Origin of the sequence: Lactiplantibacillus xiangfangensis (assembly GCF_001438845.1) — a bacterium.
GTDB classification, from domain to species: domain Bacteria; phylum Bacillota; class Bacilli; order Lactobacillales; family Lactobacillaceae; genus Lactiplantibacillus; species Lactiplantibacillus xiangfangensis.
Genome location: NZ_JQCL01000057.1, coordinates 49724 through 62937 on the forward strand (window position 1 = coordinate 49724; position 13214 = coordinate 62937).

Genomic DNA, 13214 nt, shown 5'->3' on the forward strand with positions numbered 1-13214 from the left:
GCTAGGATATGAATGAATTTCCACAAGTGCTAACGATCGCGGGGACTGATAGTGGTGGCGGTGCTGGGGTGATGGCTGATTTGAAAACCATGCAGGCCCGGCACGTTTTCGGTACGGCGGTCGTCGTCGCGGTGACCGCCCAAAATACGTTGGGTGTTCAAGACTTTATGGCGATGCCGACGAAATTAATCGATGAACAGTGTGCATCGCTAGCTGATGACTTTAACATTTTAGCGTGCAAAACGGGGATGTTAGCCGATGCCGAGCGCGTACACGCGGTCGTTGAAAATTTGCGCCGCTACGATTTTGGCCCACTGACGGTTGATCCCGTCATGATTGCCAAGGGTGGCGCACCGTTGTTAGCTGAGGATGCGATTCAAACGGTGCGTGACGAATTACTCCCACTGGCAACGGTCGTGACGCCCAATTTGCCCGAAGCCGAGAAGCTGACGGGTATGACGATTGCGGATAATGCGGCCATGGTGCAAGCCGGGCACGCATTACAAAAGTTAGGTGCTAAAAACGTGATTATTAAAGGTGGTCACGAAGCGGATCCCAAAATGGCTAATGACTTCGTTTTACTGGCTGACGGCTCGGCCTTCTGGTTAACCGCACCCCGGATTGCAACGGTCCGGACTCACGGCACGGGTGACACGTTGTCAGCATGCCTTACCGCAGAATTGGCGAAGGGCCAGTCGATGGCGCAAGCGATTCAAACGGCTAAAGCCTACGTTGCGGGCACGATTCAGGATACGATTCAAGTTGGCCATGGACACGGGCCGTTAAATCACTGGGCAACCCCGAGCGACGAGGTGACCATTCATGACGCTTAAGTTTAATCGGAACCAGTTACGGGCTTACTTCGTTTGTGGGACGCAGGATGTGCCGGGAGCCAACCTTGAAACAGTGGTGCAATCAGCGTTAGACGCTGGCATTACCGCTTATCAATACCGAGATAAAGGGACTAGTCAGTTAACGCCGAATGAGCGCCTGGCATTGGGGCGACAGTTGCATCAACGCTGTGCCGCTGCGAACGTGCCGTTTATTGTAGATGATGACGTTGAGCTGGCGCTTGCATTGAACGCGGACGGCATTCACGTTGGTCAAAAGGATGATCGCGTCACGACGGTGTTGCAACGGGTCGCGGGGCAAATGTTTGTGGGCTTGTCGTGTTCAACCTTAGCAGAGGTGGCCATTGCAAACCAAATTAGGGGGATCGCCTACATTGGAAGTGGGCCCATTTTCCCAACGACTTCAAAGGCGGATGCAGATCCAGTTGTCGGCTTGGCCGGTTTGAAACAGCTGGTGGCTCGTTCTCAGCGGCCAATCGTGGCCATTGGGGGAATTACCGAATCTCAGTTAAGACCGGTTGCGGCGACTGGGGTAGCGGGCTCAGCGGTGATTTCCATGATTGCGCGCAGTACGGATATGCCGAGAACCGTGGGTGCCATGTTAACCGCCACGGCGTTTCAGTCATGACGGAACGGGATGTCTTATAGTTAGGGACGGCAGTCTATTTGACTGGATGGTGGTAAAGCCAGTGCCGCTAAAACGGTCGTTAGTGAGTTGAACAATTATTAAATTGAATCCTAGGTTTCCAGTTTGGAACCTAGTTTTTTTGAACACGGAAAAAATTCAAACCGCAAAGGACGTGATGAATTGCCCGCAGTTGCCACGGCGGGTACAATGGCTTTAAGTAGTATTGAAACCTAAGCAGTTAAATTGTTCGACCGCGTCAAGCACGAAACGTGCAACGATTGAAGACTTAACCGCGTTGTTTACGATGAGAGAAGGATGAAGTATGACCAAACCAATGATTGGAATTGCGCCAGGAACGGTGGTCGTTGACAGCCAGATGTTTCCGGGACGGAAGCGGGATTATGTTAACCGGGAGTTTTTACAGTCGATTACCGATAACGGTGGAATCCCGTTAGTGTTGCCAGTGACGCTGGATGAAGCAGCCATTGCGCGTTATGTGCAACTGATTGATGGCCTACTGTTGTGTGGTGGCCATGACGTTGCGCCGTTCACTTACGGTGAAGAGGCACAGCCAAAGTTAGGTGGGATTGATCCTGAGCGCGATGCGTACGAAATTGCCCTGATTAAAGCGACGCACGCGGCCCATAAGCCGGTGTTAGGTATTTGCCGGGGCGTTCAGATTTTAAACGCTTGTTACGGTGGGACAATTTATCAAGACGTCAGCTATATGCCGGCTGGTCAAGGAACGCTGAAACATATGCAGGGACAATTGGCCGCGTACGGGATGCACAACGTGACGGTAACGCCAGGGTCGACCTTAGCGGGTTATCTTGGCCAAACGCACTTGGCAGTCAATTCATTTCATCATCAGACGTTACACAAAATTGCACCGGGATTTAAACCAGTTGCAATGGCCTCTGATCAAGTGATTGAAGCCATTGAGTCGACCACGGATGGCTTACAACTAGGTGTGCAGTGGCATCCAGAAATGATGCAGCAGAGTGATTCAGTCGAAGCACAGTTATTTGGTGGATTCGTTGCAGCGTGTGCGCACTAAGCAGTAATTGAAACTGACATACGGTAGAATAAACTTAGCAATGTTTCACGTGAAACATTGTGCTACATATTTGAATAACGAGGGGATTGAGCGCATGGCAGCGAAGTTTCAATTTGAGTCAACCGTGATAACAACGTTAGCGTCACAGTATGATGTCATTATTATCGGATCCGGGAGCTCCGGCTTAGTTAGTACTGTTCAAGCACACGAGTCGGGTATGGACGCAGCTGAAACCCTTGTACAACTGCAATACCACGTCGTAGATAGGTTTGACGATTTCTACCGTGAAACTTTAGCGGGTGGCTTGCATGGTAATAACCGAATTGACGGTAATTCAATCGCTGAGGCGGTTGTTTTCGGGCGTCAAGCCGGGCAACAAGTTTATCGGGATAGTATGACTAGTTAATAAGTGTTAGAAACGTTAATTTCTTAATATAAGGGATTAACGTTTTTATTCTCCGTGAGAAGGCTTTCATCACTGGCAGTGTTTTCGTATAATAAGAGTAACTAAAAACAACAGGGGGTGGGGTTATGAAATCGCTAGAAGTTGGCATGCAAGTCACAACTGAAAATCAACAGACGTATCGAATTTTATCGGTGATTAATCAGGGCCAGCAGTTCTTGGTCCAAGCAGAATCCGGACACGGGGGCGTGCAAATTGTCGGGTTAAACGAGATTGTTCAGATAACTGAATTACACGATGAAACCCCCGATGTTGAATTAGACCGTGTGACCGTCGTTGGGGAACATTACGTCGATGATATTGAAAAGACGCTTTTGGCACTACACGTCGGAATGTTCGTGCTGTTACAGCGCGAACCCGATAATGAGCACGATGCGGATGCCATCTCCGTGTGGACGGAACGGCATGACCGAATCGGGTACGTGGCCCGTTATCAAAATCAGGCGTATGCCGAACTCATGGATCAAGGCCGGTTACTGTACGGCATTGTGAGTGAATTATCACGGGAGCAACAACGCGTAGAACTTGTCTTATGGCGGGTGGCCGATGAGCCTAGCCCAGTCGATGCCATGCGGACGCGCCAGCAAGTTGAGGTACATCAGCCAGCGTTAGCAGCCATGCCGTCGGATCTTGTCCGCTCACCCTTGGGCGATGTCGTGATTACTTGTGATGGCCGGCCATTGCACTATCAAACGGTCCCGCTAACACCTTGGCTGACGCCTGGAGATGAATTAACCGTGACGCGGCGTTACTTACTCACACCAGATTGGGCGCGGGTGGGCGATCAAAGCATTGTGGCGTGTCAGACAACTAGCGGCGGGCAAGTCGTTCAACGTTGGCAGTCTAGCCGGGAGAACGGGATCGTGTTAACCAATGCGGATAGCTTTTACGTCGTTGGGATGAGTGCGGCGGTCATGACCGGTCAAAATGATAATTTGGCGGATGATGCGAGCACCACGACCGCTTTTTACCGAGTTAGTGACGTGTCGGCGCACGCTCGGTTAGGCTTTGTGGTCAGTTGGACAGCGTTTGGTGATCCCCGGGCACAACCAGCTTTGCAAGCCGCGTTAACTTTTCCAGAACAGCCGGTTGTTCCGTATTTACCAGTGACGGCGAGTCAGAGTCACGCGACGTTTAATCAGCAAGAATTAGCGGCTTTGCTAATTTCGGGGCTACCTAATCAACAAGGCGGTCAGCTGTTAGAGCCGAGCGTTTCTGATCTGACCGTGGAAAAAATTCGGGTAACGGTCGGTGATCAAGCCTATCACGCGCTGTCCGGCTATCAACGACGGGTCCAACTATTACCGGGAAGCTTGGAAGCTGTGAATACGACGTTAGTCCAGGCGTTAATTCACGCGGTCATTTACCACGAGATTGCGACGATGCACTATTTTGAGCCGACGGTCGGGATGGTGACCCAGCCCATCTATCCAGTGCAGCTCTTTACAACCACGGCTAAGGATGACGAGCAGACAATCATTGGCTGTCTGGCTTTTTATAATTACGATACGTTTGAAATGCAGCAAGTCCCACTGTCGGCGATTGCAAATTTAGCCGTTATTGCGAACCCCGAGCATCCACAAACGTCAATCGTTCCTCAAAATCCTGACTGGCGCCAGATCTTTTTGCATAGCTGGAACGACCAAGATATAGACTAATTGGTCAAAATGATTAATTATAGAAAAAGGACTGCGAAAGAATCGCAGTCCTTTTTGATTGGACTTTTCTAGCTTATTTTTCGAGGTAGTCGTGCGCGGCGGCTAACATGTCGGCCGTTTGCTGGTTAAGCAGCGGTGGTAGCTTGTCAAAGTCAAAGTAATCTAATTTAAGGGTTTCGTTGGTTGAATGTTCTAAGGCTTCGCCACCGACGGGTTCAACGAGGTATAAGGCACTGATTGTTTGGGCCACATCGCCGTTAGGGTAAACGGCTTCCCCGCGATCGAAAATCCCAATCTGGTCGATGATGCGAACTTGAAAGCCACTGTCTTCTTGGTATTCACGAACGCAGGCTTCCGCGTAGGTTTCGCCGTACTCCAGATAGCCCCCGGGTAAACTCCAGTTGTGGGTGTCGGTTCGCAAGTTTAAGAGGACTTGTTGTTGGTCGTTGACTAAAATCCCCGCGGCGGTGTTTAAAATAATTGGTTTATGACCAACGAGTGCGCGGATTTCCTGAATATAATTTGCCATAAGAAACACTCCCTTTGTGGTTGATAACTTAATTATACGCAAAACAGGTTAGTTTTCCGTTTGAGTCGATGAAATTCTACTAATAGCGCTTAATTTAGCGTGGCTATTAGTACAGACCTCGCTTGCTAGTTGTAATCTAATTTGCGTCGTCGTTATTTTTTAGCTAAGATAAAAGCTATATACTATCAAAAATCGATAGGTCGTTCTTTGATTAATGAAAAGAGAGTAATGTATGCAAAGAAAATTAAGTACGGGCCAGATGCAAATGATTGCATTAGGTGGCACGATCGGGGTCGGTCTCTTCATGGGATCGGGCTCGACCATCAAGTGGACCGGACCGTCAGTTTTGATTGCCTACGTCGTTTCAGGGGCCTTTTTATACCTGATTATGCGGGCGTTAGGCGAGATGCTGTACGTGGATCCTAATACGGGTTCGTTCGCTAAGTTTGCTTCCGAATACATTCACCCAGTATTTGGCTTCCTCACGGCTTGGAGCAACGTATTCCAATTCGTCGTCGTTGGGATGAGTGAAATGATTGCGTTGGGCGGCTACTGTCGTTATTGGTGGCCGAACTTACCGGACTGGGTGCCAGGACTCATCGCAATTGTCTTCCTATGTGTGGCGAACCTCATCTCGGTAAAAATGTTTGGGACGCTTGAAACCTGGTTTTCACTGATTAAGGTGGTCACGATTATTTTGATGATCATCGCCGGTTTAGGGTTAATCCTGTTTGGATTCGGCAACAATGGTCATCCAATTGGGATCAGTAACTTATGGTCGCACGGTGGGTTCTTCACCGGCGGGGTCAAAGGTTTTGTATTTGCCCTGTCGATCGTGTTGGCATCCTATCAAGGGATTGAGCTGATTGGGGTGACGGCGGGTGAAGCCGAAAATCCACAGAGTACCTTGGTTAAAGCGATTCGTTCGACGGTTGCCCGCATTTTGATCTTTTATGTTGGGGCCATCTTCGTCATCGTCAGCATCTATCCATGGGATCAGTTGAATCAAATCGGGTCACCATTTGTTCAGACGTTTGCCAAAATTGGGATTACCGCGGCCGCTTCAATTATTAACTTCGTGGTGATCACCGCGTCACTTTCGGGTACGAACTCCGGTATTTACAGTGCGAGTCGGATGACGTATACGTTGGCGGAAAACCACCAATTGCCACGAAAAATGACGTTGTTGAATCGTCACGGGGTACCATTTTACGCGGTCATTGCAATTTCTGCGGGAATTCTGATTGGAATCGTGTTGAACGTGATCTTACCGCTATTCTTTAAGGATGCGAGTGAGATCTTCGTGATGGTTTACAGTTCCAGTGTGTTACCAGGGATGGTGCCGTGGTTCGTGATTTTAGTCAGTCAGATCGAGTTCCGCAAGCAAAACGCGGATAAGATGGCGGGACATCCGTTTAAGATGCCACTGTCACCCTATTCAAACTACTTAACGCTGGCATTCTTGGCGTTAACGTTGATCTTCATGTTCATCAATCCGGAAACGCGTTATTCAATTTTGGTAGGGGTCGTCTTCCTGGCCATCATGACGTTGATTTATTTCCGTAAGTATCACGGTAAAACTGAAGAAGAACTTTAGAGAAGGACTTGCCAGCGATGGTGAGTTCTTTTTGTTTTGGCCAGGTTTTGCGGTAAAATTAGTAAACTAAGCAAGAAGGCGGTGGCATGAGATGGTCAAACAAGGACATTATGCAAAAGTCAGTCGGCAAAAGAAGCAACGGCAACTTAAACAGCGACACCAAGTCCATGAGCAACGGGCGTTGACGCCGGATGCAGTGGTGGAATTTTTGCAGGTCCGCTATCACCTAACCCGGGCCAAACGGCAGCGACCAGTTGTGCGTAAAACGATGCAACGCTTCGTTGCCTTGTGGTTAACGGTAGCGCAGAAGACTAGTCCTAATTGGTCCGTCATGACGGTCACTAAGCAGACATTGCAGCAGTTTAACCGGCAACTACCCTGGCAGGGCTATGCTATTATTAGCCAGGCAGTGATGGATTTTCAGGCGTTTTTAGTTAAAGAAGTCCCAGCGGTGCCACTTGAACGGCGGTTAACGTTAGGCGATACAATGACAGAAGCAGACTGGAAAAAGCTTGTGACCACGCAACTAGCCGTTAATGCGTTACTAGGGTTGGTCAATGATTTGTCACAGATTACTAACGCCCAGATTGCGCAACTGCAAGCAGGATTAATGCATGACGATGAGACGGTTGACTGGTCACGGGCAGCTAATTTAGTTGCGCCGGTAACGGTGATGGCACCGGATACGGATGCAGCGACTAAAACTTGGTATGAACAGTTAGAAAAGTTAAGCCTTGAATATTTTGACTAATTAGTCAAGAACGGAGTGATGCTGGATGCAATTTTTGACGTCGGACCACGTTAGTTTGGATTATACGGATGAAGGGACTGGTCAGGCCGTTGTTATTTTAACGGGCTTTGGTGGTTCTAAGGATATTTGGTTAGCTCAAATTCCAGTCTTATTGCAGGCAGGCTACCGGGTCATTAATTTGGATGGCCGGTGCCAAGGCTTGTCGGAACATACGGCTAAGGGACTACGCATCAGCCGCCGCGCCGTTGATGCGCACGAGTTAATCACGCATCTCGAGTTGGACCATCCGATTTTACTAGGCAATTCAATGGGGGCGTCCACGTGGTTTGCCTACTTGTCACTATATGGTGATAACAATATCCGGGCCGTGATCGATGTTGACCAAACACCTAAGATGATTAATACAGTGAGCTGGCCTTATGGATTTAAACAGGTTCAGTGGCGGGATTTCCCGGACTACTTCAAGTTGCCACTAGGACGTTCAACGTATAAGCACATTGACGACGCAACTTATGCCCGGGTTAAGGCAATCGAGACCCAGGCGCCGTTTGACAGTGCATTGATGGTGCCATTACTCATTAACCATGCGTTTCAAGATTGGCGTGACGTGATTAAACAGCTCAACGTGCCGTTTTTGATTATTGCCGGTGAGCAGTCCCCGTATTTTGATTCAGATTTTGCGGCGGTCACGGCTAAGATGGCGCGCCATGGTCAGAGCCTTGTGATTCCCGAAGCGGGACATATCGTGATGGCTGAACAGTCGGCTGCCTTTAATGAAGCGTTACTAACGTTTTTAAAAACGCTTTGATGATTTGAATGAATGCTGAGGTGTTTAAATGTCAATTCATAGTAACAACTTTTTCTCGAATACGTTACGGCGCTCAGTAACGGTACAGGTCGTTTTACCCGAACCATTGACGCCGACGGGGAGTGTGGCACCCGATTATTGCAGTGGGCGTCAAGCGTTACCGACGGTGTGGTTGTTGCACGGGTTAGGGGGAGACGCCACGACCTGGCTGCGCGAAACGGCGATTGAGCGGTTAGCGACCCAGTACCGGGTGGCCGTCGTGATGCCACAAACGGAACGGGGCTTTTACACGGATATGGTGGCGGGACCGAAGTACTGGACGTTTATGACGACCGAATTACCGGCGCGAATGCGTTACCTCTTTCCACTGAGTGATGATCCTAAGAAAAACATGGTGGCGGGAAACTCGATGGGTGGCTATGGTGCGTTGCGCTGGGCGTTGACGTATCCACAACGGTTTGCGGCGGTGGCGGCGATGTCACCAGTCACGGACATTGCCCAGTTTCGAACTGACAAGGCGGCCATTATGCCGGATATGGACATTGCGTTTGATCCAGATAAAATGACGGGTACCGCCAACGATGTGAACTGGTTACTTGAACAGCTAAAGCCTGAACGGTCGACGCTCCGCGTGTTAATGACGACGGGAAGTCAGGACATGTTGCGAGCCATGGATGAGGCGAGTCGGCCACACTTTGAGGCCAAACTCGGTGACCGCTTCACTTGGCGTGAGTTACCCGGTCGCCATGATTGGCCCCTGTGGGTTGCGCAGTTGCCCGCGGTGATGCATTGGCTAGTTAAGGGGACATGGCGAGAAGTTTAAGCAAGCCAAGATTTTTGAGAGTTAAAATAAGACCGATGGGTACACGAAAAGAGCAGCACCTCATATATGTAGGCGCTGCTCTTTTAGATTGTCGTTTAATTAGTCTAACACTTCGTCACGAGCAAACCGGAAACGTAGGAACTTCCCAATTTCCGTCACGATCAGGACGACGATTCCGCAGACGATTGGAATACCCCAACCGTACCAGAAGTTGATGTTGGTAGTATGGAAGACTGATTGCATGAACGGCAAGTAGATAATGCCGAGCTGCAACAGGATCAGGATACCGATGATATAGAACGCCATCTTGTTTTGGAAGAAGTACTTGGAAATAACCGGGTGGTCGTTTCGCAAGTTGAACAGGTAGAAGATCTTCCCAAAAATGATAATGTTCAGTGACATCGTACTTCCGACTACGTTTGGTAGCCCAATTGCGGTCAAGTAGTCGTAAGCAAAGATGCCTAAGCCAGAAATCAACAAGGAAACGTAGAATATTTCAAACGAGTCCAGCTTGTTTAGCAAGCCCGCCTTAACGTTCCGTGGCCCCCGGGACATGATGCCAGCCTCGGGTGGCTCGAAAATGAACGCAAACTGGATGGTCAGTGCGGAGACCATGTTGATCCATAGCAACTGGGTCGGGTACAGTGGTAATTCGTGTCCCATCAAGATACTGATGATAACGACTAACCCTTCAGCAAAACTAGTTGGGAGTAAGAAGCGAATCGTTTTCCGAATGTTATCGAAGACGTGGCGACCTTCACGCACGGCGGCAACGATATCAGCGAAGTCATCGTCCGCAAGTACCATGTCAGCGGATTCCTTGGCCACTTCGGTCCCCTTGATCCCCATCGCAACCCCAATGTCAGCTTGCTTTAGGGCGGGCGCATCGTTGACCCCGTCACCAGTCATGGAAACCACGTGATCGTTTGCTTGTTGCGCACGGACAATTCGCAATTTGTTGTTAGGTGTCGCGCGTGCAAAGACGTTGTAATCGTCAATCTTAGCCTTTAACTCGGCGTCATCCATGGCGTCAATTTCAGGCCCCGTAATGGCATTGACGGTTGGTGCCAAGTTTAACTTGTTGGCAATTGCCATCGCAGTATCCGGGTGGTCCCCGGTAATCATTTTAACTTGTACGCCAGCTTGGCGGAGTTCGGCAATGGCTTTAGCCGCTTCTTCGCGTGGCGGGTCAATGATCCCAACTAAGCCGGCTAAGTTTAAGCCGCCAATTTGTTGGGCATCGATTTCCGTGACGTTATCGGAAACGGGGAGGTAAGCCAAACCAACGACCCGTAAGCCGTCCGCCGTTAACTCATCCATCGCCTGGTCCCAGTAAGTAGGTTGATCAGCTTGTTTGGTTAACCGTAAGATGGTTGCGGGTGACCCTTTGACCATCAGGAACCGTTGGCCATCTAAATCGGCTAAGCGGGCGGAAAAACGAAAGGCGGAGTCAAATGGGAGTGAGTCGACCTCATCAACTTCGGGATCGTGACCAGTCATTTTCCGGTACAAGGTTGTTAACGCCCCGTCGGTTGGTTCACCGGTCAGTTCCCAACGATTATTTTCAAAGTGTAACTGTGCGTCGGTTGTTTGTCCGGCAATTTTGACGAGCCATTCCATGTTACGGTCGGCATGCCAGTCAACGGCTTTACCGTGTAACTTCAACGCACCGTCAAAGTTAACACCACCGTTGTCGTCGTAACCCACACCGGTCACGTCAAACGTGTTGTCAGGGGTAACGACTTTAGTTACGGTCATTTCGTTTTTAGTTAAAGTCCCGGTTTTATCAGTGTTGACGATATCCACGGCCCCTAAAGTTTCAACGGCGGGAAGCGACTTAACGATAACGTTTTTCTTCGTCATTTGACGGGTTCCCATCGCAAGGACCACGGACGTGCTAGCTGGCAATCCTTCAGGCATTGAGCCCACGACCATTGTAATAACGGCGATTAAAAGGGTTGGTAAGCTGTAAATCTTCGTTACTAGCCCTAATACAAATAGTAAGACGGCCGCCACAACGATGGCGACGGAAAGCCAGAGACCTAAGGAATTTAAGTTCCGCATTAATGGTGTTGAAGTTTGTTTAACTTCACTAACGGATTGTTGAATATGCCCAATTTCAGTATCTTCAGCGGTGGCTGTAACGAGCCCGAAGGCGGAACCACTAGTGACCGCGGTTGATGCGTAGACCATGTTTTTACGGTCGGCCAAGGCTAACTGGTCAGCCGTCATGGGTTCTTCTTGTTTCTCAACGGCGTTCGTTTCACCGGTTAAAACGGATTCCTGAACGTTGAAGTTGTCCGCGGAGATAAGACGCATGTCCGCGGGAACCGCGTCACCGGCTTCCAAGTTAACGAGGTCACCGACGACTAGGTCACGCGCATCAATTTCGAGTTTCTTTCCGTCACGAATCACAAAGTTTTTTGAAATCAACATTTCGCGGATACGCTCTAAGGCGTTACCCGCTTGCCGTTCTTGAACATATCCGATAATCGCGTTGGCAATGATAACTAAGCCAATAACGACGGAGTCCGAGTAACGGTGCATGAAAAACGTTAAGATCGCGGCGGCCGCTAAAATATAAATAATACTGTTATTAAACTGCTTGATGAATTGGACGAACCGGGATGTACGTTTCGTTTCCAATTCGTTTCGACCGTCGTGTTGTAAACGGTCAGCAGCTTCGGCAATACTTAGCCCATCTTGTGGATCCGTATGGTACTTAGTAGCTAAAGCCGATTCATCAAGCTGCCACAACTTGACCGGATCAGGTGGGACCTGATCATCAGTAGTTGCTTCCGTGGTGTTCAATCTATGGGTGTTATCTTTTATCATTCAATCCACTCCTAAAAAATTTATTATATTATCGATTGGGGTCATTAAAGTCTCGGCGTTTCTTGCGCATTGTGTAGGACAATTTCGCCACATCCCTTCCATATATGCATTGTTTGTTTAATATATTATATATGATGAACGTTATTTTTAGGTATTAAAATGTTTAACAATTTTGTGTCTGAAAATTACGAGTGTGACAATTGGGTATCACTGAATAGTGATAAAAACAGGTGACGCCCGGATAAAGGGGCACCACCTGCATGTGATTACGCTTCAATTGGATCCTTCATTAATAACCATAAAATCAAATAAACGATGATTCCTGGAAACACGGGTGTAATAGATAAAACAACAAATAGTAGCCGTGCGACGTTAGCATTCCAGTTGAAATGTTCAGCCAGTCCACCGACAACGCCAGCAAAGACGCGGTCGTGTGCTGAACGATGAATATTAATTTTCATAGTTTAGTACCCCTTTTTAAATTACTACACTTAATGTAGCAGGTTTACTTACAAACGGCCACTAATTCGCATAGGGTTTAAGAATTAACTAGCAATTAGCAGTCCAACATCTGGAGTGCTAATTGCTTGCATCGATAAATAAAGCTGGTAGTATATAAGTCGAAGGTCAGGAAAGGTCAAATAAAATAAAACCGCCGGCCCGTATAATTAGCCAAGCATTATGAATGAAAGGGGACTGTTAGTATGGCTAACACTTTAATGAACAAAAATGATTTTGGTATGTTGGATCCTTTTGCACGAATGGCGCAGGATTTCTGGGCACCGTTTACTAGTATGGATCAAGCGTTGAAGACGGACATTGATGAAACGGATGACCGTTATCAAGTTAAGGTCGACGTTCCAGGAATTGATAAGCAGGACGTTAAGTTAGATTACCGCGACAACGTATTGTCGATCAAAGTTCAAAAGAACAGCTTTGTTGATCATGAAGACAAAGATCAAAACGTTGTCTTGAATGAACGTCATGCTGGCACGTTACAACGTCAGTACGTTTTACCAAACGTCGCCGCTGATAAGATCAGTGCGACCCAAACGGCTGGTGTTTTGACGATCACGTTACCTAAGACGGCACCCGCAAAAGATGCTGGTCACATTGAAATTCAGTAATTAACGTTATAGATAGTTAAAAAGCACGCGTCCGTAATCACACGGACGCGTGCTTTTTGCTGTCTCGGTGAACACACCCAAAAATTT

General features: G+C 48.5%; 13 protein-coding genes. 10 read left to right on the forward strand and 3 right to left on the reverse strand.

All coding sequences use genetic code 11. The features are described from left to right. Positions 1-8 precede the first annotated feature (8 nt). The 5 genes from thiD to IV64_RS05835 all read left to right on the forward strand — a co-directional run bounded on the left by thiD (position 9) and on the right by IV64_RS05835 (position 4657). Positions 9-833, forward strand: a complete 825-nt coding sequence (thiD, locus tag IV64_RS05815) for a bifunctional hydroxymethylpyrimidine kinase/phosphomethylpyrimidine kinase (protein ID WP_057706191.1) — start codon at positions 9-11, stop codon at positions 831-833. Next, the gene (thiE, locus tag IV64_RS05820) at positions 823-1479 is read left to right on the forward strand and encodes a thiamine phosphate synthase (RefSeq protein WP_057706192.1); all 657 of its coding nucleotides are present in this window, start codon (positions 823-825) and stop codon (positions 1477-1479) included. Before thiD ends, thiE begins: the two co-directional genes overlap by 11 nt. Before the next feature lie 322 nt (positions 1480-1801). Then, positions 1802-2536 carry a gamma-glutamyl-gamma-aminobutyrate hydrolase family protein gene (locus tag IV64_RS05825; protein ID WP_057706193.1) on the forward strand — a complete coding sequence of 245 codons (735 nt, stop codon included), beginning with the start codon at positions 1802-1804 and terminating at the stop codon, positions 2534-2536. A gap of 94 nt (positions 2537-2630) precedes the next feature. Next, positions 2631-2942 (forward strand): hypothetical protein, encoded by a 312-nt coding sequence (locus IV64_RS05830; protein WP_057706194.1) that lies wholly within the window; start codon positions 2631-2633, stop codon positions 2940-2942. A 125-nt stretch (positions 2943-3067) separates the two neighbouring features. Further along, positions 3068-4657 carry an HIRAN domain-containing protein gene (locus IV64_RS05835; RefSeq protein WP_057706195.1) on the forward strand — a complete coding sequence of 530 codons (1590 nt, stop codon included), beginning with the start codon at positions 3068-3070 and terminating at the stop codon, positions 4655-4657. Positions 4658-4730: 73 nt separating this feature from the next. Here the strand turns inward: IV64_RS05835 and IV64_RS05840 are convergent, their stop codons facing one another. After that, positions 4731-5186 (reverse strand): NUDIX hydrolase, encoded by a 456-nt coding sequence (locus IV64_RS05840; RefSeq protein ID WP_057706196.1) that lies wholly within the window; start codon positions 5184-5186, stop codon positions 4731-4733. A 232-nt stretch (positions 5187-5418) separates the two neighbouring features. On the opposite strand from IV64_RS05840, the gene IV64_RS05845 reads away from it, so the two are divergent. From IV64_RS05845 to IV64_RS05860, 4 genes are all read left to right on the forward strand, one after another. After that, positions 5419-6783, forward strand: a complete 1365-nt coding sequence (locus IV64_RS05845; protein WP_057706197.1) for an amino acid permease — start codon at positions 5419-5421, stop codon at positions 6781-6783. Positions 6784-6874: 91 nt separating this feature from the next. Further along, on the forward strand, positions 6875-7534 hold the full coding sequence (locus IV64_RS05850) for a hypothetical protein (protein ID WP_057706198.1): 660 nt from the start codon (positions 6875-6877) through the stop codon (positions 7532-7534). Positions 7535-7559: 25 nt separating this feature from the next. After that, positions 7560-8342, forward strand: coding sequence for an alpha/beta fold hydrolase (locus IV64_RS05855; RefSeq protein WP_057706199.1), 783 nt, complete (start codon positions 7560-7562; stop codon positions 8340-8342). A gap of 28 nt (positions 8343-8370) precedes the next feature. Beyond that, complete coding sequence (locus IV64_RS05860; RefSeq protein WP_057706200.1) at positions 8371-9165, forward strand: alpha/beta hydrolase; 795 nt, start codon at positions 8371-8373, stop codon at positions 9163-9165. A 99-nt stretch (positions 9166-9264) separates the two neighbouring features. Here the strand turns inward: IV64_RS05860 and IV64_RS05865 are convergent, their stop codons facing one another. Both IV64_RS05865 and IV64_RS05870 read right to left on the reverse strand, forming a co-directional pair. After that, complete coding sequence (locus IV64_RS05865) at positions 9265-12000, reverse strand: HAD-IC family P-type ATPase (RefSeq protein WP_057706201.1); 2736 nt, start codon at positions 11998-12000, stop codon at positions 9265-9267. A 266-nt stretch (positions 12001-12266) separates the two neighbouring features. Further along, positions 12267-12461: a PspC domain-containing protein gene (locus IV64_RS05870; protein WP_057706202.1), complete on the reverse strand. Its 195-nt coding sequence runs from the start codon at positions 12459-12461 to the stop codon at positions 12267-12269. Positions 12462-12704: 243 nt separating this feature from the next. On the opposite strand from IV64_RS05870, the gene IV64_RS05875 reads away from it, so the two are divergent. Beyond that, entirely contained in the window at positions 12705-13127 is a 423-nt protein-coding gene (locus IV64_RS05875; RefSeq protein ID WP_057706203.1) for an Hsp20/alpha crystallin family protein, read from the forward strand. Positions 13128-13214 lie beyond the last annotated feature (87 nt).

Excerpts from the sequence above, each read along its gene's own strand:
- IV64_RS05835 (WP_057706195.1), top strand. The coding sequence starts at position 3,068 with ATGAAATCGCTAGAAGTTGGCATGCAAGTCACAACTGAAAATCAACAG.
- thiE (WP_057706192.1), top strand. The coding sequence starts at position 823 with ATGACGCTTAAGTTTAATCGGAACCAGTTACGGGCTTACTTCGTTTGT.
- IV64_RS05870 (WP_057706202.1), bottom strand. The coding sequence starts at position 12,461 with ATGAAAATTAATATTCATCGTTCAGCACACGACCGCGTCTTTGCTGGC.
- IV64_RS05830 (WP_057706194.1), top strand. The coding sequence starts at position 2,631 with ATGGCAGCGAAGTTTCAATTTGAGTCAACCGTGATAACAACGTTAGCG.
- IV64_RS05875 (WP_057706203.1), top strand. The coding sequence starts at position 12,705 with ATGGCTAACACTTTAATGAACAAAAATGATTTTGGTATGTTGGATCCT.
- IV64_RS05855 (WP_057706199.1), top strand. The coding sequence starts at position 7,560 with ATGCAATTTTTGACGTCGGACCACGTTAGTTTGGATTATACGGATGAA.
- IV64_RS05850 (WP_057706198.1), top strand. The coding sequence starts at position 6,875 with ATGGTCAAACAAGGACATTATGCAAAAGTCAGTCGGCAAAAGAAGCAA.
- IV64_RS05865 (WP_057706201.1), bottom strand. The coding sequence starts at position 12,000 with ATGATAAAAGATAACACCCATAGATTGAACACCACGGAAGCAACTACT.
- IV64_RS05845 (WP_057706197.1), top strand. The coding sequence starts at position 5,419 with ATGCAAAGAAAATTAAGTACGGGCCAGATGCAAATGATTGCATTAGGT.
- IV64_RS05840 (WP_057706196.1), bottom strand. The coding sequence starts at position 5,186 with ATGGCAAATTATATTCAGGAAATCCGCGCACTCGTTGGTCATAAACCA.
- IV64_RS05825 (WP_057706193.1), top strand. The coding sequence starts at position 1,802 with ATGACCAAACCAATGATTGGAATTGCGCCAGGAACGGTGGTCGTTGAC.
- IV64_RS05860 (WP_057706200.1), top strand. The coding sequence starts at position 8,371 with ATGTCAATTCATAGTAACAACTTTTTCTCGAATACGTTACGGCGCTCA.
- thiD (WP_057706191.1), top strand. The coding sequence starts at position 9 with ATGAATGAATTTCCACAAGTGCTAACGATCGCGGGGACTGATAGTGGT.